Annotated in this window: 17 protein-coding genes; 3 read left to right on the top strand and 14 right to left on the bottom strand. The window is 52.7% G+C overall.

Features of this window, described 5'->3' with window-relative positions; all coding sequences use genetic code 11:
• A partial coding sequence (locus RW092_RS15395) for an HNH endonuclease (protein ID WP_316010619.1) occupies positions 1-430 on the top strand: 430 nt, incomplete at its 5' end.
• 716 nt (positions 431-1,146) lie between these two features.
• Here the strand turns inward: RW092_RS15395 and RW092_RS15390 are convergent.
• The 8 genes from RW092_RS15390 to RW092_RS15355 form a co-directional block, all read right to left on the bottom strand.
• Positions 1,147-3,309, bottom strand: a complete 2,163-nt coding sequence (locus tag RW092_RS15390; protein WP_316010618.1) for a HelD family protein — start codon at positions 3,307-3,309, stop codon at positions 1,147-1,149.
• 149 nt (positions 3,310-3,458) lie between these two features.
• The gene (locus RW092_RS15385; protein WP_016311170.1) at positions 3,459-4,211 is read right to left on the bottom strand and encodes a tRNA threonylcarbamoyladenosine dehydratase; all 753 of its coding nucleotides are present in this window, start codon (positions 4,209-4,211) and stop codon (positions 3,459-3,461) included.
• A 37-nt stretch (positions 4,212-4,248) separates the two neighbouring features.
• The gene (gene aspS / locus RW092_RS15380) at positions 4,249-6,027 is read right to left on the bottom strand and encodes an aspartate--tRNA ligase (protein WP_316010617.1); all 1,779 of its coding nucleotides are present in this window, start codon (positions 6,025-6,027) and stop codon (positions 4,249-4,251) included.
• 44 nt (positions 6,028-6,071) lie between these two features.
• Positions 6,072-7,316 (bottom strand): histidine--tRNA ligase, encoded by a 1,245-nt coding sequence (hisS, locus tag RW092_RS15375; RefSeq protein WP_028539716.1) that lies wholly within the window; start codon positions 7,314-7,316, stop codon positions 6,072-6,074.
• A 652-nt stretch (positions 7,317-7,968) separates the two neighbouring features.
• Entirely contained in the window at positions 7,969-8,436 is a 468-nt protein-coding gene (locus tag RW092_RS15370) for a hypothetical protein (protein WP_028539717.1), read from the bottom strand.
• 26 nt (positions 8,437-8,462) lie between these two features.
• Positions 8,463-8,630, bottom strand: a complete 168-nt coding sequence (locus tag RW092_RS15365) for a hypothetical protein (protein WP_009224403.1) — start codon at positions 8,628-8,630, stop codon at positions 8,463-8,465.
• Between the two features lie 190 nt (positions 8,631-8,820).
• Positions 8,821-9,273, bottom strand: coding sequence for a D-aminoacyl-tRNA deacylase (gene dtd / locus RW092_RS15360; protein ID WP_028539718.1), 453 nt, complete (start codon positions 9,271-9,273; stop codon positions 8,821-8,823).
• Between the two features lie 24 nt (positions 9,274-9,297).
• Positions 9,298-11,475, bottom strand: coding sequence for a RelA/SpoT family protein (locus tag RW092_RS15355; protein ID WP_016311164.1), 2,178 nt, complete (start codon positions 11,473-11,475; stop codon positions 9,298-9,300).
• 316 nt (positions 11,476-11,791) lie between these two features.
• Here RW092_RS15355 and uraA point away from each other — a divergent pair, with 316 nt between their 5' ends.
• Positions 11,792-13,078, top strand: coding sequence for a uracil permease (gene uraA, locus RW092_RS15350; RefSeq protein WP_316010616.1), 1,287 nt, complete (start codon positions 11,792-11,794; stop codon positions 13,076-13,078).
• A 77-nt stretch (positions 13,079-13,155) separates the two neighbouring features.
• Here the strand turns inward: uraA and RW092_RS15345 are convergent, their stop codons facing one another.
• From RW092_RS15345 to RW092_RS15320, 6 genes are all read right to left on the bottom strand, one after another.
• Entirely contained in the window at positions 13,156-13,671 is a 516-nt protein-coding gene (locus RW092_RS15345) for an adenine phosphoribosyltransferase (protein ID WP_028539720.1), read from the bottom strand.
• A 59-nt stretch (positions 13,672-13,730) separates the two neighbouring features.
• Complete coding sequence (gene recJ, locus RW092_RS15340; RefSeq protein WP_316010620.1) at positions 13,731-16,136, bottom strand: single-stranded-DNA-specific exonuclease RecJ; 2,406 nt, start codon at positions 16,134-16,136, stop codon at positions 13,731-13,733.
• A 38-nt stretch (positions 16,137-16,174) separates the two neighbouring features.
• Positions 16,175-17,125 carry a cation diffusion facilitator family transporter gene (locus RW092_RS15335; protein WP_316010615.1) on the bottom strand — a complete coding sequence of 317 codons (951 nt, stop codon included), beginning with the start codon at positions 17,123-17,125 and terminating at the stop codon, positions 16,175-16,177.
• 113 nt (positions 17,126-17,238) lie between these two features.
• Positions 17,239-18,135 (bottom strand): protein translocase subunit SecF, encoded by an 897-nt coding sequence (gene secF / locus RW092_RS15330; RefSeq protein WP_036700848.1) that lies wholly within the window; start codon positions 18,133-18,135, stop codon positions 17,239-17,241.
• Positions 18,125-19,378, bottom strand: a complete 1,254-nt coding sequence (secD, locus tag RW092_RS15325) for a protein translocase subunit SecD (RefSeq protein WP_028539724.1) — start codon at positions 19,376-19,378, stop codon at positions 18,125-18,127. Before secD ends, secF begins: the two co-directional genes overlap by 11 nt.
• Positions 19,379-19,497: 119 nt before the next feature.
• Positions 19,498-19,755, bottom strand: coding sequence for a post-transcriptional regulator (locus tag RW092_RS15320; protein ID WP_016311156.1), 258 nt, complete (start codon positions 19,753-19,755; stop codon positions 19,498-19,500).
• Positions 19,756-19,998: 243 nt separating this feature from the next.
• Here RW092_RS15320 and RW092_RS15315 point away from each other — a divergent pair, with 243 nt between their 5' ends.
• A complete protein-coding gene (locus tag RW092_RS15315) occupies positions 19,999-21,615 on the top strand; it encodes a putative polysaccharide biosynthesis protein (protein ID WP_028539725.1) in 1,617 nt (538 codons plus the stop codon).
• Positions 21,616-21,620: the final 5 nt, after the last annotated feature.

The following is a 21,620-nucleotide window of genomic DNA, read 5'->3' as shown; positions in this document are numbered from 1 at the left end:
ATGCAAGCGGCGGATCAAGCGGGCGCTGCCCGCCCCGCCGCCAAAAGCCGAGGGTCCCGACATCCGGACCCTCAGACCGAACCGCAACGGCATGATCCGCCTGCGCGGGCGTACCGATAAAGGTCGGCGCTGGCAGCAGGAGATCGACTATGACCTGGCGGTCACGCTCGTACGCGAGCACATGGCCGTCGTCGTGAACCCGTTCACCATCCGCCGTTTGTACACGAACAAGGCGTTTCGCCATTATATTTTGACGCGGGATCATTACACCTGCTTCTTCTGTGGAGAGTACGGCGATACAATCGACCATCTGCTGCCCAGAGCCAAGGGCGGTCACACAACACCAGTAAACTGCGTCTGCGCCTGCAATCTGTGCAACCAAAGCAAAGCCGATCGCTGGCTGGACGAGTTCATGCAGGACGACGCGTAATCAAAGTAAGTTCTCGTTTCCACCATCAATAGTCAATAGTCGAAACAGAGTCGAAATTCACAATGAAGTGACCACGCGCTGAGATTCTATATGAAAAATCGAGTACATTTGGGCGACTTTGATCGATTTCAGCTAAATGTATATGAAATTTCATATACATTCGCGCCTGTTGAAGGGTTTTGCCCAAAATCTATGCGAAAAACCGAGTACATTTCGGTTTTTTGCTTTTTTCGGCAAATTATATATGAAAAATCGAACACATTTCTGACCACGTAACTTATGCGCTTCGCCACCAGGGATGATTTCCGAGTAAAGCCCCCTGTTGAGCACATTGCCTACTTGCCCCTCCTCTATACCTCATCCAATCCACAAACCTTCTCCCATCCAACCACCGTTCACCTGAGCGAGGGGGATAATGATGCAAAAGACAGTCAATGACACACTAATCCCATCCCCCACCTCCAACCCGCTTGACCACTCTCCCACACCACCCGCCACCTGAGCAAATGGGATAATGCCGAAAAAGACCTCCAAATGGAGGCTCCCCCACCCCCGCACCTAATTTAAATCCACTTGCACCCAATCTAAATCCACTTACTCTCTCCCATCCAACCACCATTCATCTGAGCGAGAGGGATAATAATGCAAAAGGGGACAAAAAAAGGGAGGGCGTGCCCCTCCCCAATCCTCATTGACTATATCTCGACATGTACCCCTTATGCCTCTAAGTTCGTCCTGACGGCATAGTCTGTTGAACGATCGCCTGGGACGTAATCCGGCAGTTCTTTGCCGTGCAGCAGCCACAGTTCGTGCAGGGCGCGGGTACAGCCGACGTACAGCAGTTTGGCGTCTTTGGAACTATAATGCGCCTTGTCCACGTCCGTCACGATCACAGCGTCAAACTCCAGACCCTTCGACAGGTACACCGGCAACACCGAGATGCCCCCGGCGTATTGCGTCAGCTCCCCGGTGATCAGGTTGACTTCCTGACCACCTTGGCTTAATGCAGCATGCAGTTCCTCTGCTTCCTGCATCGTCCGGGTTAACACCGCCGCCGTGCGGAACGATCCGCCCAGCACCTTGTCCAATGCCTTGCGAATCAATGGCAGCCGCCGCTCGCCCTCCGCTTCGACCAGCCGCACCGGCTCCCCGCTGCGGAATACCGGAACCGCCAGCAATTCCGTACCTACGCCGCGTTCTAGGATATCGTTGGCGAATTGGATAATTTCCATCGTGGACCGGTAACTGCGCGTTAACGCGAAATAAGCGGTTTCCTCCGGTCGGAACAGCACTTGCATCTCTTCCCAACTGCGCACACCTTTGTAGTAGTGGATCCCTTGGGACAAATCTCCGAGAATCGTAAAGGAATGCCCCTTCACAAAACGGTCCAGCACATACACCTGAAACGGCGTAAAATCCTGCGCCTCGTCAATCACCACATGGTCGAAGGTCAGATTGCCGTCAATTTCGTGAATTAAAGTATATAAATACAATAGGGCGGCCAAGTCCTCTTCCTTGACGATGTTTTTCTTTAAGCGCGCCTGCGTCTCCTTCCAGATACCCGGCGGTATCCGGTCTGAAACATCGGCCATGCCTTCCGTGCTGCCGCTTTTTCGTATGCCAAACATCTCCCGGTAGAGGTTAAGCGGCGTCAGCTCCGGCCATTTTTTTGCATAGCTTTTTTCCCGCAGCTGGGCTTTTTTCTTTCGTTCCTTTAGAACCGCAGCCGACGGTGCCTTCTTCAGCTCCATCTCGATCCAGCGATGGATCCGCGCCAGTACCCGCTCCTTGCGTCGGGCTACTGGGTAGTGGCGATATTCGCCTTCGAACCAGGCCAAGATCTTTTTACGCGGCAGCCGTGCACCTTCCCACGGTTCGAAATCGCCCTCAGGCACGCAGGCTGACTCAAGAGTGCTTGCCGACATATCGATAATCTCTTTAAACGCCATCGCCCCCTTGAAGCGTCCTGGCAGCTCTGTATCCTGCCACGTTTCCGTCTCTGCCTCTCCGCCGTCAAACCAGCGGGATAACGCCTCCGAGCCATCGCTTGGGACCTCGTCCAATCCCAGCACTTTCGCTGCCCAATCGCTGAACGTGCTTTGTTGGATATCCCCCACACCAAGCTCAGGCAGCACTTCGGATATATAATCGATAAACATATGGTTAGGCGCAAAAATAACTAAACGTTCCGCCTTAATCTGTTCCTTATATTGATACAGCAAAAAAGCCAGCCGATGCAGCGCCACGGTCGTTTTCCCGCTGCCGGCTACGCCTTGAATAATCAGCGCCGTGTTTTTCGCGGCCCGGATAATTCGGTCCTGTTCGGCCTGAATCGTCGAAACGATGTCCCGCAGGCGGTTGTCCTTGTTCTCGCCAAGCCGATACACCAGGAACTCATCCGATACGGCCGGACCGTCGCTGTCGCGGTTATACGTATCCACGACCCGGTCGAGAATCCCTTTGCGGATCACGATGTTGCGCTTCAAGTACACCAAGCCTTCAATCAAGCCCTCAGGCGCTTCATACGAAGCATCATCCCCGCCGGTAAATGAGTAGAACAAACTAGCGACCGGAGCACGCCAATCGATAACAATCGGGTCTCTTCCATCCGGATCGCCTACACCGACCTTGCCGATGTATAGCGGCTTTCTTCTTCCTCTGCGCTCCTCAAAATCCAGTCGTCCAAAATACGGCTCACGAACCGATTGCTCAAGTTGTTTCCTCTGGGTTTCCCGATTCTCCTCGAGAAGCTGTTCGGTAAAATCATGTCCGGTGTACACCGGAATCGAACGCAACCGTTGCAGCTGCCGATCGATCTCTTCCAAGGTGCGGTCCAGCCGCGCCTTCTCTTCTTGATAGGCACTTTGAAAATCATTCATTTCAGTTACCTCCTAAGGTTATTGTGTACTCCAGACTCAAAAGGAGTTTTATTATACCACTACCTCTGGCGAAAAGGCGAATTTTCTCAAAAAAATAAGACGCTGGCAGACTTGTTTATCAAGTCTCATCCAGCGTCTTAGCTCCGAATTTACACACTAACGCCGCCGCGCTCTAGCAGTTCACGCACTGCTGCGCTGACCATAATTAGGCCGACCACCGGCGGCACAAACGAGTTGCTGGCCGGCGGCTGCTTGGCCTTACGGATTTTAGCGCCAGCAGGCGCAATTTTCTCCGTAACGTCCTTGCGCGGGCGGACAGGCGGTTCAGTCGAGAAAACGACCTTAACGCCCTTCTTGATCCCGTCTTCCCGCAGCTTCGTGCGAATGACGCGAGCCATGGGGTCCATATGGGTTTTCGAAATATCCGTGACCTGGAATTTCGTCGGGTCCATTTTGTTGGCAGCCCCCATGCTCGACAAGATCGGGATGCCCCGCTGCAAGCATTGCTTGATCAGGTGAATTTTGTACGTAATGGTATCCGAAGCATCCAGTACATAATCAATATCGTACTTGAACAGTTCTTCGTAAGTCTCTTCCGTGTAGAACATATTCAGCGCGATCGCATCGCACTCCGGGTTAATCAGCTTGATCCGGTCGCGCATGAGATCGGCCTTCTTCTGACCGATCGTCGTCGTCAGCGCATGAATTTGCCGGTTAATGTTGGTGATATCGACGACATCCTTGTCGATCATAATAATCCGGCCGATTCCGGTTCTGGCCAGCCCTTCGACAGCCATCGCGCCTACGCCGCCGACACCAAGCACGGCAACCGTGCTGTTCTTGAGAATATCCAGACCCTCTGCCCCGATGGCGAGTTCTGTTCGCGAAAATTGATGAAGCATGGTCAGTGTACCTCCGTTAGGTTGACATCTTAACCGATTATTTCTTTACTTCTGCCAGTTTGGGAGCCAGCTTGATGTGCAGCTGATCCAGCTGCGATCCGTCGACTTCCGAAGGCGAGTTCATCAGTAAGTCCGTAGCGCTCGCTGTTTTTGGGAAGGCAATGGCCTCACGCAGGTTGGAACGGCCAGCCAGCAGCATGACCAGACGATCGAAGCCGAAGGCGATCCCGCCGTGTGGCGGCGTACCGTATTCGAACGCATCCATCAAATAGCCGAATTTATCTTGAGCTTCTTCCGGCGACAAGCCGATCGCTTTGAACATCTTCTCTTGCACGTCGCGTTTGTAAATCCGCATCGAACCGCCGCCCACTTCATAACCGTTCAGCACGAGATCGTACGCTTGCGCGAGGATTTTGCCCGGATCGGTGTCAAACAGCGGCAGATCCTCGTCGCGCGGACGGGTGAATGGATGGTGCTCAGCGACGTAGCGTTTTTGCTCTTCATCCCAGCCAAGCAGCGGGAAGTCTACAACCCATGCAAATTTATACACGCTGTCGTCAATCAGACCAAGATCGCGGCCGATTTTCAGACGCAATGCGCCGAGGACGTCGGCAACAACCTTTTTGTTATCGGCGGAGAACAGGAGCAGGTCGCCTTCTTCGGCACCGGTGCGTTCCTTGATCGCTTCGATCTCTTGTTCCGTAAAGAACTTCACAATCGGACCGCGGAACTCGCCTTCCTTCACTTGAATCCAGGCCAGACCTTTGGCTCCGTAACGGGCTGCATACGGTCCAAGATCGTCGATGTCCTTACGACTCCAAGTCCCGCAGCCTTTAGCGTTCAGTACTTTGACTTCCCCGCCCTTTTCAATGACAGAAGAAAATACTTTAACGCCGCTATTGGCCACAAGATCGCTGACGTTCACCAGTTCTAAACCGAAACGGAGGTCCGGTTTGTCCGAACCGTACTTATCCATCGCGTCAGCATAGCTAATGCGTTGGAATGGCGTTGGAATGTCAATGCCTTTCGTTTCTTTGAACAGGCGTACGATCAGCTTCTCCATCATCTCGAGCAGCTCGTCGCGCGAGAGGAACGAAGTCTCGATGTCGACCTGGGTAAACTCCGGTTGACGGTCAGCGCGCAAATCCTCATCGCGGAAGCAGCGGGCGATTTGATAGTAACGCTCGATACCGCTGACCATGAGCAGCTGCTTGTACAGCTGAGGCGATTGCGGCAGGGCGAAAAATTCACCTGGATGCACGCGGCTTGGCACAAGATAATCGCGTGCCCCTTCCGGCGAGCTCTTGGTCAAGATCGGGGTTTCTACCTCGATAAAACCTTCACCGTCAAGGAAATCGCGGAATACCTTCGCCGCTTTAGAGCGCAACCACAACGTTTGCTGCATTTCCGGACGGCGTAGGTCGAGATAACGATATTTCAAGCGCAGCGATTCATCCACTTCGATGCCGTCTTCAATGAAGAACGGCGGCGTCTTCGCTGCGTTCAACACATCGATTTCAGTAATTTGTACTTCGATATCGCCGGTTGGCAAATTCGGATTGACCGTTTCAGGATCACGGGCTACCACTTTCCCGGTAACGGCCAGCACGTATTCGCTGCGCACGCGGTCGGCAATTTTCAGCGCTTCACCGGAATAAGCCGGGTTAAACACGATTTGCACAATACCGCTGCGGTCGCGCAGATCGATGAACAGCACGCCCCCCAAGTCACGGCGGGTCTGTACCCAGCCGTTTAATGTAACGGTTTCTCCGATGTTCGCGGTGCTCAGCGTACCGCAATGATGCGTTCGTTTCATCGTAACTCCCCTTTTCTTCGCGTTATGTTTTTTATTTGTTTAGGTTATTGCAACTCATTTACCAATTCGCTTAACTTCACCGTGCGCTGCTCACCGCTGTCCATCGACTTTAGCGCAATTTCCCCGCGCTGCAGTTCATCGTCACCGAGAATGGCCGTGTAGCGTGCCTGCATCCGGTCGGCGGACTTCATCTGCGCCTTCATCTTCCGGCCCAGATAATCGCGTTCCGCAGAGAATCCTGCTTGCCGCAGCTTAAACAGCTGAGTCGTAATCTCCTTCTCCGCTGCTTCGCCAAGGGCGATCAGATACACGTCCAGCGGCTTGACGGCGCCGAGCTCGATCTCTTGCTTTTCCAAAATCAGCGCAATCCGTTCAAGCCCCATCCCGAAGCCGATGCCCGGTTGGTCAGGACCGCCCACTTCCGCCACCAGCCCGTTATACCGGCCGCCGCCGCCAATCGTGTCGATGGCGCCGATGCCTTGGGCTTTATACTCAAAAGCGGTGTGCGTATAGTAGTCCAAGCCGCGAACAAGGCGAGGATTGATTTCATAATCAATCTCCATCGCGCTCAGCAGCTCCTGAACCTTCGCAAAATGCGTAGTGCATTCCTCATCCAAACTATCCAGAATTGACGGAGCCCCATCAAATTTGTCCTGGTCCGTCTTACAGTCCAACACACGCAGCGGATTACGTTCAATCCGAGCTTGGCAGTCTTTGCACAAGCTGTCCTTCATCGGCAGCAGGAACGCCAGCAGCTTCTCGCGGTAAGCCGCGCGGCTGGACGGATTGCCAACGGAGTTAATCTCCACCTTCACCCCTTGAAGACCCAGCTCCCGGCAAAACTGATATCCCAGTGCCACAACCTCGGCATCGATCGCCGGATCGATTGCTCCAAACGCCTCCACCCCAAACTGATGGAACTGGCGTTGACGTCCTGCTTGCGGGCGCTCATAGCGAAACATCGGCCCGATGTAATACAGCTTGCTGACGTCCGGTTCGCCGTACATCTTGTTCTCCACATAGGAACGAACAACCCCAGCCGTCCCTTCTGGACGCAGCGTCATGCTGCGATCCCCTTTATCCAGGAACGTATACATTTCCTTCTCGACGATATCCGTCGTCTCCCCAACGCCCCGTTCAAACAGCGAGGTTTGTTCAAAGATCGGGGTCCGAATTTCCCGGTAATTAAAACGCCGGCACAAGTCTCTGGCCTTCTCCTCAATAAACTGCCATTTCTCGACGGTTCCTGGCAAAATATCCTGCGTGCCCGTCGGTTTCTGAAAAGCCATATTGTTCATCCTCCATCTCAGACTCGTAAGCCAATATAAAAAATCTCCCGTTCCTGTTTGATTCAAACAGGGACGAGAGATCGTTACACAATCACCCGTGGTGCCACCCACATTCCGAATGTCGACGCTTCAAAGCTGCTCTTATTCAGCCTCCCAGCATCTCAATTCGCTTCAAGCGGTTATCGCCCGCCTACGCCGCACGTCTACTCTCGAAGGGAAGCCATTAGCCACCTTTGATTTCGCCGCCGGTTCTCGGGGAAGTCTTTCGTCTAATCATCATCAGAATCCTTCCAGCCTGCTTCACCACACGCCTAACGAATACGATTGATCCGTCTGCTGCAACGAAGTCGGGGATTCCTCTCTGTGGGTGTGGGGTTAAACTACTTTGTCCCGTCATCGAATACCTATTCGTTTTCATTCACGCCATAGACGTGACGTCAACTGTTATTTTTAGATTGTATGAAACCACCGCACTAAAGTCAAGCCCGAGACGCGAAAAATGTCTACACAAAGAAAAAAACCTGTCACCAACGGGGTGCAGGTCCAAAAGGTATTATATTAAAAAGGGGGTCATGCCGTTATTATAAACAAGCAATGTTAAGGGAACATGTATCTAATATTACAGTTATATTACAAGAACCCTTATCCCCGGCTATTCCGTTACAACATAGCCCCCATGCTCGCGTAATTTCCGCACGACCGTCTCATAATCGCTGTCCTTCACTTTTGCACTAAGAACATATTTCCAACCCTGCGGCTCGTCACCCGTTGTGATGGGAGGTTTCGATGTGATCAGTTGCTCTCCGTCTCCCATCGCTTGGCTGCGTTCACCATCTAACGTATCGCCGGTACCGTCTTCTCCCAAAGCTACCACGGGCAGCACGCTCTGCACGCCGCGTACCATACCGGGTACAGGGACAACTCCCGGGTTGTTTGCACCTGAGGCGCTGATCACCCCGTTATTTAGAGGCAATAACGTAACTTGAAACTCATCGTCTTCGCCCCATTCATTCGACACATTTCCTGCTTCAACCGCATTCGTGTTGTAAGCCCGCAGGGTGATACGTGCACCTTCTACTTGATCTTCTGTATTAAAATAGGCCTGAATATGTCTGGCCATAACCGATTCCTCCTTCATTCTCAGCATCAACTTCCGGGTCGAGGGAGCCATTCGGCAGAGGGCCGGGTCTCCTGCATCATCGGTTCAAATCGCTCCGGTTCGGCCAGCCGGGCCGTCATCCGGGCTTCGCTGCGGTGTCCCGCCGTCATGAGCGGAGAGGATTGCCAGTCTCTCGATTTCGCGGATTGGTGCATGTGAGCACCTCCTTTGGTCGTCAAGCTCTTTATCACAAGGTTGTACCAAAATCGGTCCGCTTATCCTATAGAACCCGAAATCTTGCGTGAAAATGGAGGAAATTTGTCCATATCGTCCCGTTCCGTTAACGCAAAAAAGGGGCAAGACGCATAAATTACTACGTCTTGCCCCGCTCTCAAATCCTTGCAGTTACCCCTCGCTACTAGGGCTGTCCACAATTAAGGTCACCGGACCCCAATTCGTCAATTGTACGTCCATATCGGCACCAAACACGCCGGTTTCGACCGTCAACCCTTTCGCCCGAAGCAGCTCGTTAAACCGCTCATACAACGGTTCCGCCGTTTCCGGCCGGGCTGCTGCCATGAAGTTAGGCCGTTTGCCTTTGCGGCAATCCCCATACAACGTAAACTGGGAGACCGACAAAATCGCCCCGCCGATCTCCGTAACCGCCAGGTTCATCTTGCCTGCTTCATCTTCAAATATCCGTAAGCCGGAGATCTTCTCCGCCAAATAGGCGGCATCCTGCTCGGTATCCTCATGCGTCACGCCAACCAACAGCATGAGCCCAGGGCCAATCGCCCCGACCGTCTCTCCCGCTACGACCACGCGCGCCTCTCGGCAACGTTGCATAACCACTCTCATCTTGGTTTGAATCCTTTCCTATCGCTACTGCATAATCCGGTGGACCGTATATACATCCTTCACCCGTTTGATCTTCTCCACAACGGATTGCAGATGATCGGTATTCCGAATCAGAATCGTCATGTGCACCAAAGCCATCTTGTTCTTATCTGACCGCCCGGAGACGGCCGAAATATTCGTTTTGCTTTCCGACACGGCCTGCAGCACTTCATTTAAGAAGTTACGACGATCGTGACCGGTAATTTCGATATCGACACTGTAATTCGCCTCGATCGAATCTTCCCATTCCACGTCGATCACGCGCGCTGCCTCTTCGCCTTCACCACCGCTCGGGATATTCGGACAGTCGCTGCGATGCACGGATACGCCGCGGCCGCGGGTAATGTAACCCACGATCTCGTCGCCGGGCACCGGGTTACAGCATCTTGCAAACCGCACCAGCAGATTGTCGATCCCCTTTACAACGACGCCATTCGTTGGACGATGGCGACGTTCTTCCGGCGCTTTTACTTCTTTGACCTCTGTGGTCAATTCGATATTCCCGGCCGCTTCCTCTTGCTCTTTGCGCAGCTTTTCGGTCAGCTTCGTCACGACCTGGGAAGCCGTGATCCCGCCGAACCCAATCGCCGACAACATATCGTCGATGTCGTTGAAGGCATACTTCTTCGCCGCCTCCAACAGCTTGTCGTCGCTCATCCACAAGGACGGCTCAAGCCCGGCCCGCTTCAGCTCGCGTTCGATCGCTTCGCGTCCTTTTTCCACGTTCTCTTCGCGTTTTTCCTTCTTGAACCATTGCTTGATCTTGCTGCGAGCATGGGAGGATTGCGCGATTTTGAGCCAATCCTGACTTGGTCCATACGAGTGCTTGGACGTTAAAATCTCCACGATGTCCCCGGTTTTCAACCGATGATCCAGCGGGACGATCCGTCCGTTCACCTTGGCCCCAATCGTCCGATTCCCCACTTCCGTATGGATACGGTACGCGAAGTCCAACGGCACGGAGCCGGCCGGCAGCTCTATGACTTCCCCGGACGGTGTGAACACAAACACCAGGTCCGAGAAGAAGTCCATTTTCAGCGATTCTACGAATTCAGAAGCATCCTTGGCTTCATGTTGAAGCTCGAGGATTTCGTTAAAGAACGTAATTTTGTTCTCGAGACCACCTGTTCCTGCACCTTCTTTGTAAGCCCAGTGCGCGGCGATCCCGTATTCTGCCGTGCGATGCATTTCCCAGGTGCGGATTTGAACCTCTGTAGGTTCCCCGTTTGGCCCGACGACCGTCGTATGCAACGACTGGTACATATTCGCCTTCGGCATCGCGATATAGTCCTTAAACCGCCCTGGCATCGGCTTCCATAACGTATGGATAATGCCCAGGGTCGCATAACAATCCTTGATATTGTCCACGATGATACGGATGGCCAGCAGATCGTAAATTTCGTTAAACTGCTTGTTCTTCATCGTCATTTTCTTATACACGCTGTAAATATGCTTGGGTCGCCCCGACAAATCTGCTTGGATGCCCATTTCGTCCAGCTTCTCGGCGATGCGGGCGATGACGTTCTTGATATATTCCTCGCGCTCTGCCCGTTTCTTGCGCATCAAATTCGCGATCCGGTAATATTGCTGCGGGTTCAAGTACCGCAGGGCAATATCCTCCATTTCCCATTTGATGGCGGAGATCCCAAGCCGATTGGCGATCGGACAGAAGATTTCCAGCGTTTCATAGGCAATCCGGCGCTGACTCTCCTCCGACTGATATTTCAACGTCCGCATGTTATGCAGCCGGTCCGCCAATTTGATGACGATGACGCGGATATCTTGTGCCATCGCAATGAACATTTTACGGTAGTTCTCGTTCTGCTGCTCTTCTTTGGATTGGAATTTGATCCGCTCCAGCTTGGTTAAGCCGTCAACGAGCAATGCACAATCACTGCCGAAATGCTCCTGTATCTCCTTTAAGGACACTGTTGTGTCTTCCACCACATCATGAAGCAGGGCCGCAATGACCGATAGCGCATCCATTTGCATGCTCACAACGATATCCGCTACGGCCAAAGGATGTAGAATATAAGGTTCTCCGGATTTGCGAACCTGTCCGTGATGGGCTTGATCCGCAAACTCGTACGCTTCCCGAATCCGCTTCAGATCCGGTTCCTTTATATAGGCAGACGCCTTTTCGAGTAATTGCTCTATGCCCATTGAGATCCTGTTGATTCCTTTCTATATGAAAATATACTGAAAAAACGCATACAAGAGCATAATTCGCCTCATTTTGATTTCCTATAATTATGCCTCTTGCGTTCCCTCACGTCAACTCCAGGTATTGTCTTCGCTGCATGGACAGCACCTCAGCAGGATGAACCTGCCTTAGGAGGGGATACCGACCAGTCGATGAAGGGAATATTTGGGGGAGAAAGACAAATGTCAAGTATTTTTCTGTTGAAAATTGTCGCCAATGTCATTATCCTATTAAGGATAGTTATCTTATGAACGTATCTATAGAGGAGTGAACGCGTTGCAACGTGAAATTCAAGTGAATGAGAAAGTCCCGTTCGGACCGGGCGTGCTGTTAAGCCTGCAGCACTTATTTGCCATGTTCGGAAGCACGGTGCTGGTGCCAAATCTGTTTGGTGTTGACCCCGGCATGATTCTGCTGATGAACGGCATCGGTACCCTGTTGTACATCCTGATCTGTAAAGGGAAAATCCCAGCTTATCTGGGCTCCAGCTTTGCCTTTATCGCCCCAGTTTCAGCGGTTATCCAAAATCATTCGGGAAACGGTTATGCGATGGCCCTCGGCGCGTTTATCGTCACCGGTGGGATCTTCGTTCTGGTCGCGCTGCTGATCAAATACGCCGGCACGAAGTGGATCGACGTCGTATTCCCGCCGGCCGCGATGGGGGCGATCGTTGCCCTGATCGGCCTGGAGCTGATTCCGGTCGCTGCCAGCTTGGCTGGATGGATCTCTGATGGATCGGAGGGCTGGACGCCAAATGGGACGGCCATCACCCTGTCGCTCGTAACATTAATTGTCACGCTGCTTGGTGCCGTCTTGTTCCGCGGTTTTCCAAAAATCATCCATATCCTGATCGGGATTGTTGTTGGTTATGTACTTGCTTTAAGCATGGGTGTAGTTAACACCGCAGCGATCGAACAAGCGAAGTGGTTTACCCTGCCGACCGTCACGACCCCGCGATGGGATACCTCCGTTATCATCTCGATCGTGCCGGTTGCGCTGGTTGTCATCGTAGAGCATATCGGCCACCTGCTGGTAACTAGCAACATTGTGGGTAAGGACTTGTCCAAAGACCCAGGCTTGCACCGGTCGCTGATGGGGAACGGGATCTCCACGATTCTTTCCGGTTTTGTAGGTTCCACGCCGAACACGACCTACGGGGAGAACATCGGTGTCATGGCATTAACCCGCGTATTCTCCGTCTACGTCATCGGAGGGGCGGCGATCTTTGCCATTCTGCTCTCCTTCTCCGGGAAGTTCTCGGCAATTGTCGCGAATATTCCAGATCCGGTTATGGGCGGTGTATCCTTGCTGCTGTTTGGCGTTATCGCTGCTTCGGGCTTGCGGATCTTCGTCGAGCAGAAGGTGGACTTCTCCAAGCCTACCAACATGCTGCTGACCACGGTTGTCCTGGTCATCGGTTTGAGCGGTACCCAACTGACCATGGGGAGTGTTGTGCTGAAGGGGATGGCCTTGGCAACGATCGTTGGTATTCTGCTTAGTCTGTTCTTCAAGCTCATTCAAGTGCTGAAATTGAGCAACGATAACGAAGAAGCGGCCCATTAAGCTCACTCTTCTATACAAACTAGGGGCTGCTGCCATGTGATCCATGGCAGCAGCCCCTTTTTGTATGAGATCTATCCTTATTCGTATTGTACGAGGGAATAGACTTCAATTCCCGGCAGCTTCTTGCGGCCTTCCAATTCACTTAACTCAATCAGGAACGCAGTACCCACGACGTTACCTCCTAATTGGCGAACCAGATCCACCGAAGTCGAGATCGTTCCTCCTGTCGCCAGCAAGTCGTCGGCAATCAGCACGTTTTGCCCCGGTTTTACCGCATCGCTGTGCATCGCCAACCGGTCTTTGCCGTATTCCAGGTCGTATTCCACCTCAATCGTTTCGTAAGGCAGCTTCCCGCTCTTGCGGATCGGTACGAATCCAACGCCAAGCGCGTAAGCCAGCGGCGCACCTACAACGAAACCGCGGGCTTCAGGGCCGGCAATCAAATCGATCTTCAGATGAGATACCCGCTGCTTCAGTTCGTCGATCGCCTTGCGGTACATGTTCCCGTCATTCAGCAGCGTCGTAATATCCTTGAAGCTAATGCCCGGTTGCGGGAAGTCAGGAATCACCCGGATGTACTCTTTAAAATCCAAACCAATCTCCTCCTAGTTCAAATGCGTGCGAATCATTCTTAAGTTTCAAATCAAAACATTTATGAGGCTCCCTGAATATGGGTTAGCATCCATTCAGTAATTTCCGGCACCCGGCCGTACTGCAGCATCTGTTCGATTTCAGCCAGCAGTCCCAGCTCCCGGTAACGGCTTGACGTTTCCAAGGCCTGCTTGGAAGGAGACGGATGGATCCGAATCATCCCGGATGCCCGAATAATAAATCCTAGCTCCTCGAATACCCCAAGCGCCATCTCAACCATCCGCCTTGACCAACCGGTACGCTTCACTAACGCCGCTACCAGTTCTTCCTCTGGAAGCCCTTGGCTGGCCCCACGATAGATCAAGCTATACACGAGCTTGAAATGATCACGTGAAGGCGGCTCGATCCGCTCTTGAGGTGCACGCGGCGAATGCAGCATATAGATGCGCTCCAAACCGGTAAAAGCGGATACCATCCCGGTCCAGCTCTCCGGTGCATCCGGAAGCTCCAGGACAAACAAGGTCGACGCAGCGTGAAGCCCGGCGGTTTGCGCGAGCTCGTTCCCAGCACGCACGCCAACGTTCTTATCATATACCCAAATCGGGGTCTCCTTCAAATCAAGGGTATGGAAAAATGCGGAGCCTTCATTTACGACAACTGCCGACGCTCCTGAACCGCAGGCGGGCAGCTTATCCAGCTTCCGTCGAAGCTCTTCGAGCAGCTGTGAAGGATTCCGGGAGCCGCGGTAATCAAACACCTGCAGATGAGACACCGCCAAATCCTGGATCATCAGCTGCGGCTTACGCGAACCATTCCACTCGTTGACACTGGCTTCCGCAACGATATCGATGCGCGCTTCCTCTGACAGCAGCTGGGCCAATTCACCTTTGCCAAAAGCGACCGCTTCTACGGTTTTGCCGTTTTGGCCAAGTATCAGCTTCAAGTGCTTGCCTTCTTTGCCCATCTGACGGCATTCCAGCAGCTTCAGGCCGCGAAGCAGCAGCCTGGGACAGCTGTTGGCCATGCCAAATGGAGCCAATTGCTGAAGTTGCTCGATTGCTTGCAGTGTAATGTCTTTTAAGGAGCAACTCAAATCGGTCTCCAACACCGGTACGAAATGCTCCGGCGTGAGCCGCCCAGCGGCAAATGCATTCAGCCTCCGGCCAAATTCCTCCAACCGCTCTCGGCTGAGAGACATCCCTGCAGCGGATGGGTGTCCGCCAAAGTGGTCCAGCAGGTCGGCGCAATCGGTTAATGCTTCATAAATATCAAAGCCGGGAATCGAGCGGGCAGAGCCTTTACATTCGCCGGTCTCCGGATTTATTCCAAGCACGATCGTCGGGCGATAATACCGTTCTAGCAATTTAGAGGCGACGATCCCTACAACGCCGGCATTCCAGCCTTCGCCAGCCACCACGATGACATCAGGCAGCCCTTCTGACTGCTCCTGGCTTTCCAACTGCTGCAGCGCCTCCTGCACCATATCCTCCACCAGCATTTGGCGCTCCTTGTTTAGCACATCCAGCTCCTCGGCGATCGCCTCGGCTTCTTCCATGTCCTCCGCTGTCAACAAGGCAACGGCACGGTTGGCGTGGCTCATACGGCCGCTGGCATTAATCCGCGGTGCCAGTCCGAAGGCCACCGCCGTTGAAGTCACCTCCCCGCTGGACCAGCCGGAAGTTCCAAGCAATGCCGTCATGCCTGGAAATGCCGAGCGCTCCATCGAGGCCAGACCAGACTTGACGATCATCCGGTTCTCTCCGGTCAGAGGCATCAGGTCGGCAATCGTCCCCAACGCAGCCAGCTCGGTCCATGCAACAGGGGTGTCCTTCCCCAAGAGTGCTTGGGCCAGCTTGTACGCCACCCCAACCCCGGCCAATCCTTTAAACGGATACGTGCAGTATGGCAGCTTGGGGTTAATTAGAGCATACGCTTCTGGTAAAACAGCCGGCGGTTCATGATGGTCAGTGACGATGACGTCCATCCCAACCGAATTAGCATAGGCCACCTGTTCAACGGCGCTGATCCCCGTATCCACCGTTACGATCAGCGTGAAGCCCTTCTTCTGATAATGCTCCAGCACTGGAATATGTAGTCCATATCCCTCTTTCGTTCGATGCGGGATGTAGAAGTCATATGTCGCACCGAGATGCCTCATCAGGTAGATCATTAGCGTCGTTGACGACACCCCATCGGCATCATAATCCCCATAAATCAAAATCCGCTCCCCGTTCTCCACCGCTAGGCGAATACGCGGAACGGCATCTTTCATGCCGCTGAGCAGCATCGGATCGTGTTGATCCGCAAGGGTTCCTCTTAAGAAGAGCTCTGCCTTCTCAGGGCTTTCCATCTCCCGCTTTACCAGCAATGACGCCAGCAAAGGGGAAATATTCAACTGGCCGGCCAGTCGACTGGCCGCCTCTTCGTCATAGGGAAGCTGTGTCCAGCGATATTTGGCATGAAGCAATAACGTCACCTTCTTTCTTCCTGTCGGTCAGGGCCAGCTTACTGCAGCAAGTTCGGCAAATCACTATCAGCATCGGTATTGCTCTTATAAGGATACCCCGCCTCGTAAGGACCGACTTGGATTCGAACGTCAGTGACATGGGAGAAACGGTTAAGCAGCAGCATTTTGGCCCGGTTGGCGATATCGTTGGCTTCCATCACCGTAAGCTTAGGATTTACGCTAATCTTGGCGGTCACGGTCACATAATGTCCATTCTCCTGCGCTTTCAAATCGTCTACTGTAATTACGCCGTGCACCCGCTGAACCGTCTCGATGAAGGTCGACGCATCCTCTTCGCGTACCTCCGTACGAACTGGTCCATAGATGGAGCGTCTTACTAGCCGATAGACTTGAAGCATAACATGCAAAGCGACCAGAATTGCAGCAACTGGATCAAGATACGCTAGGACAGGCACCTCCCAGGCTTGCCCTGCCAGCGCTCCAAACACACCCGCGAGAACAACTACAGATGAGAACAAGGCATGACGGTGTTTCTCAACGATCTGCTGCAACTCTTGATTAGACCTCCTGCGAGTCAGACGAAGCTTAACTTGAAACAACGTTTCGTGCAAAGCCATCGATAGGAGTACAGCTGCCAAAACAAAAGTCTCCGGTGGAGTAGCGTCGCCTTCAACCATGTCAGTGATGGCCGCAATCCACAGTTGCACGGTGCCCATCAGCAAAAAAACGGAGAAGAAAATCGCCGGCAACGGCTCAGGCGTCGCAAGGTTTGTGGAAGAACCGGCCAGCCGTATACGCCTTTTGCCCGGAACAGACAATCTTGCGGCCACGCCAACTGCAACATCGTAGGCGGCATATAATGCCCCGGCCAGCAAGGCAAGGCTGCTATACAGCAGCCCAACCGTCCCCAAAAACACGGCCAGGACAAGATCCCCAGCGATCCCGGGCCATGTAGCCGGTGCTGGAACTACAGCTTGTTCTCGTGTCATAATCCCCCTCCTGATGCACGTAAAAACGGACAAGTTACGAAAGCCGCGTCAGAAGACGCGGCTTTAGCTTAATTCACAAGTGAATGGGTGCTTCAATCAGACATTTCGGCCGTTCAGGAAGCTTTAGCCGGTTTATGCTTTTGCTTACTCTTGAGCAGGAACCAGAGCGGGCTTGCGATAAAGATGGACGAATACGCCCCAAACAACAGGCCGATGACCATCGCAAGCGAGAACATCCGGATTGACTCTCCGCCCAGAAGGAAGAGGAAGAAGGCCGCTACGAACACCGTTAACGCTGTGTACAAGGAACGCATGATCGTCTGCGATACGCTCAGGTTCACCAGATTGATCAGGTCCTGACGAGTTTTCGTTTTGGCAAATCGCAGATTTTCGCGAACCCGGTCAAAGATAACGATCGTATCATTAATTGAGTAACCGATAATCGTAAGTACAGCGACGATAAAGGTCAAGTCAACCTCAAGCCGGAAGATCGAGAAGACGGCAATGACCATAAAAGCATCGTGCAGCAACGCGATGATCGCCGCAACAGCAAACCGCCATTCAAATCGGATGCTAACGTAAATAATAATCCCGATACAGGAGATCAACACGGCATAAATCGCATTGCGGGCCAGTTCCTTGGCCATTTCCGGATCCACCGTATTTACTTCAAACGAAGCCCTGTCGTCTAATTTGGAAATTTCCGCTTTCAGCTTCGCGTCATTCTCTTCGCTTAATACTTGCGTGAACCGGATATTCATCCGGTCTTGTCCTGGACTGATGCTTGCTTCATCCTCTTCGATCCCCATATTTTTCAGGATCGGGCGAACTTGATCAGCCGTCAACGGCTTGGACAGAGAGATGTCCACATTCGACCCGGCTTTGAAATCTACGCTATAGTTCAAACCGAAGAACGCCAAGCAAATGATGCCGGCAATCGTCAAAACGATTGAAAGGGTGTAGAAGTATTTACTCAGATGTATATAATCTAGGTTCTTCTTAAAGCTCACGAATGTCACGCTCCTTCACACCGAAGTACTTCGGTTTCAACAGCTTGCCGGCTTTGAGCAGCAGGTTTAGCAGGAAACGGGCGAGATAGATATTCGTGGCGATACTCAGTACGATTTCCACGATGAGCACCAAGGCAAAGCCTTTAACGGCCCCCGTACCATACGCATACATAACGGCCGCAACGATAATCGTCGTAATCTGCGAATCAAGCACAGTACGAAGGGAATGCTTGTCCCCTGCTTTGACCGCAGACATGATACTTTTGCCGGCCCGTATTTCCTCATGAATCCGTTCATTGGTAATAATGTTGGCATCCACCGCCATACCAATCCCGAGAATAATCGCCGCAATCCCTGGAAGAGTTAACGTAAAGTCTGCCCATACGAACACCAAAATGAGCAGCCAGGTATGCACAATCAGGGTAAAAGAGGCAATCAGCCCGGGCACCCGGTACATCCCAACCATAAACAGCAAAATGAAAACAGAGCCAATCAAACCAGCTTCAATCGTCTGATTCAGCGATTGCTTACCAAGCGTTGCACCAACGCTTTGCGAATATTTCTCCGTCAGCTTCAACGGAAGCGCGCCAAGATTAATCTTATCGCGCAGTTCTTTCGCCTTCTCCAAATCGCCGCCCACACTGATTTGTGCAGAGCCGTCAGTCAATACGGCTTGAACGATCGGATCGGAGACCAGCTCATCGTTCATGTAAATTGCCAGGGGTTGTCCCAGCAAACGTTTGGTGACTTCAGCAAATTTTTCTTTGTTCTTCACTTTAATGCTGACAACGGGTTCATTCATCTGTGTGAACTCCAGCTTGGCACCATTTTCCGCGAAATCGGTTCCGATCATTTCGATCTTGTTGTACTCGTCTGCGTTCTTCTCTGTGCCGTCCTTACTGCGGAACGTCAGCGAAGCAGGCTCCTTCATTGTCTTGCGCACCGTTTCTTCATCGGTAACGCCGGCCACCTTCAAGCGGATCCGGTTCGTGCCTTCTGTTGTAACTTCCGGCTCGCTGGTCCCCAGCTTGTTCGCCCGGTCCTCCAGGCTCTTGGCCGTTTGGATTAAGGATTCCTTCGTGACCTGACCTCCGCCTTCCAGCGGACTGGCTTCATATAGAATCTCAAAGCCGCCTTTCAGATCAAGGCCGAGACGTACGTTCTTTAATAGGTCGGGGGTTGTCCAAGCCATGATGCCAAACGAGACAACCACGACGGTTATGAATGCGATAATTCTTTTCATCCCGTACTTCTTTCCCCTTTCAAATTCTCAATATTCCTATTATAGCGATGGCCGAAAAACCAGTCAATTTATCTAAATTTGTCAATTCGATAAACGATCGGCACGAAAAAAGATCCCATTTAATCCAAACGGGATCCCCGAAAGGCAGACATCGTCATATAGTTCATAAACTGGGTTGCTTTCAGAGAAAGAATGTCATTCACCAGTTGGTACAAGGGAGGGATTCCCCCCTTCTCGTATTTATGGCTGATACATTCCCAAATGTCAGGTCCGGTCACATGCTCGTACCCGATCAGCCGAAACTCCTCGGCCTTGCTGCGGCACAAGCTTTCGATTGCCTCATTTAATTGTTGGTCCGTCATTTGTTCTTCAGCCATACTTCCAGCCTCCTTCGAAAACCCGTCTTATTACATTCTACCCTAAATCTTCGAATCCTGCTTGCTCGAGTTGTTCGGTTTTCGAATCTTGCGAAAAAGACAAGTCATGAACCGGGACAGGTCTGTCATATCCATGAAGTGAGAGGTTGTACGCCTCGCTTACGAGTTTATAAGGCAGCAGATTTCTATCGACTTCGCGTATGTAGAAGTTACCAGAGTGCTGCCGGGGGAGTGGAGTTTCGATTGAATAAGCAAACCTTTATCCAAGGTACGATGATCCTGCTTGTGGCTGGGATCGTAAACCGCCTCCTGGGCTTCATTCCGCGCATCATGTTGCCTCGTGTGATCGGGGCCGAAGGCGTAGGGCTGTATCAGCTCGGTTATCCTTTTTTTCTCGTGATCGTAACAATTATTACCGGCGGCATACCGCTTGCTGTAGCCAAGCTGGTGGCTGAAGCCGAATCCTCGGGTCAACCGGGACGTTCGGTGTCGATTTTGCGGACAAGCTTGGTATTTACGACGGCAGCCGGCTTTCTGTTTACGTTCCTCTGCTTGTTTGGTGCGCCATGGGTGACCCGCTATATTCTGACCGACGCCCGTGTCTACCACACCTTTATCGCGATGAGCCCGATGATCATCATCGTCGCGGTCTCTTCGGTCTTCCGCGGATATTTCCAAGGGAAGCAGGATATGATTCCCTCGGCGGTGTCGTCCATCATGGAAACGGTCGCCCGGATCATCGGCGTCCTCTGGTTCTCCTATCTCATGCTCCCGCTGGGCATCGCCTATGCGGCTGCAGGAGCCATGCTTGGCGTTGTTGCCGGCGAGGTCGTTGGCATGGGGGTTCTCCTCTGGCAGTATCATCGGTTGAAGCGACGGGAGCGGCAGGGAGGCTCACCTCCCGGTGATCTCGCAGGAAGCCCTGACAGTGCTGTGAGCCCGAACAAGGACACCTCTGATTTCTCCGCCTATCCGTTCCGCGCCACCTTGCGCCGAGTTCTGCGCATCGCCATTCCGGTGACCGGCAGCCGCCTGGTCGGTTCGCTCTCCTACTTGCTGGAGTCGATTACGACAGCACGCAGCCTGGCTATCGCCGGCGTAGCCGTTGGCGTCGCAACCTCCCAATATGGAGCATTGCAAGGTATGATCATCCCGCTGTTACTGTTGCCAGGAGCGTTAACTTCATCACTCGCCGTCTCGCTTGTCCCTTCGCTGGCTGAAGCGCAAGCCCGCGGTGACATGAGGACGATCCACCTGCGGCTCCATCAATCCTTACGGCTGGCGCTGGTCACCGGCGCTCCGTTCGCCGCGATTATGTTCGTGTTGGCAGACCCGATCTGCCGCCTGGTGTACAACGATGCCACGATCGGAGGTATGCTCAAAATCATGGCCCCCTTCGCCCTCCTGCTGTATATCCAAACGCCGCTGCAGGCCACGCTGCAAGCGCTGGATAAGCCGGGGCGCGCACTGATCAACACGCTGGTTGGGGCCATCATCAAAATCACCTTAATCTTCTATCTCGCTTCGAACCCAACACTAGGAATCTACGGGGCCATCATCGCCATTATTATCAACTTTATTATCGTGACGGTTATGCATGCGGTTGGTGTATCAAAATCACTGCGGTATCGAATGCCTTACCTGGATATCCTCAAGGTTGGAGCAGCAATGATCATTATGGCCGCCGCCGCAGACTATTTATATAAAAACCTCATCCTAAGCTCGCAAATGGGCTGGCAGTTCTTGATGGCGGCCTCTCTATCCGGATTGCTGTATCTAGCTCTTGCTGCCATCATGGGATTGTTTGATCTCCATGACCTGAAACGGCTCCCTATCCTAGGTAAATGGTTCCGGAAGTAACGGAG

It is taken from the genome of Paenibacillus sp. 3LSP, from assembly GCF_032465655.1.
In the GTDB taxonomy this organism is placed as follows: domain Bacteria; phylum Bacillota; class Bacilli; order Paenibacillales; family Paenibacillaceae; genus Fontibacillus; species Fontibacillus barengoltzii.
This window is presented reverse-complemented; position numbering and strand designations above follow the sequence as displayed.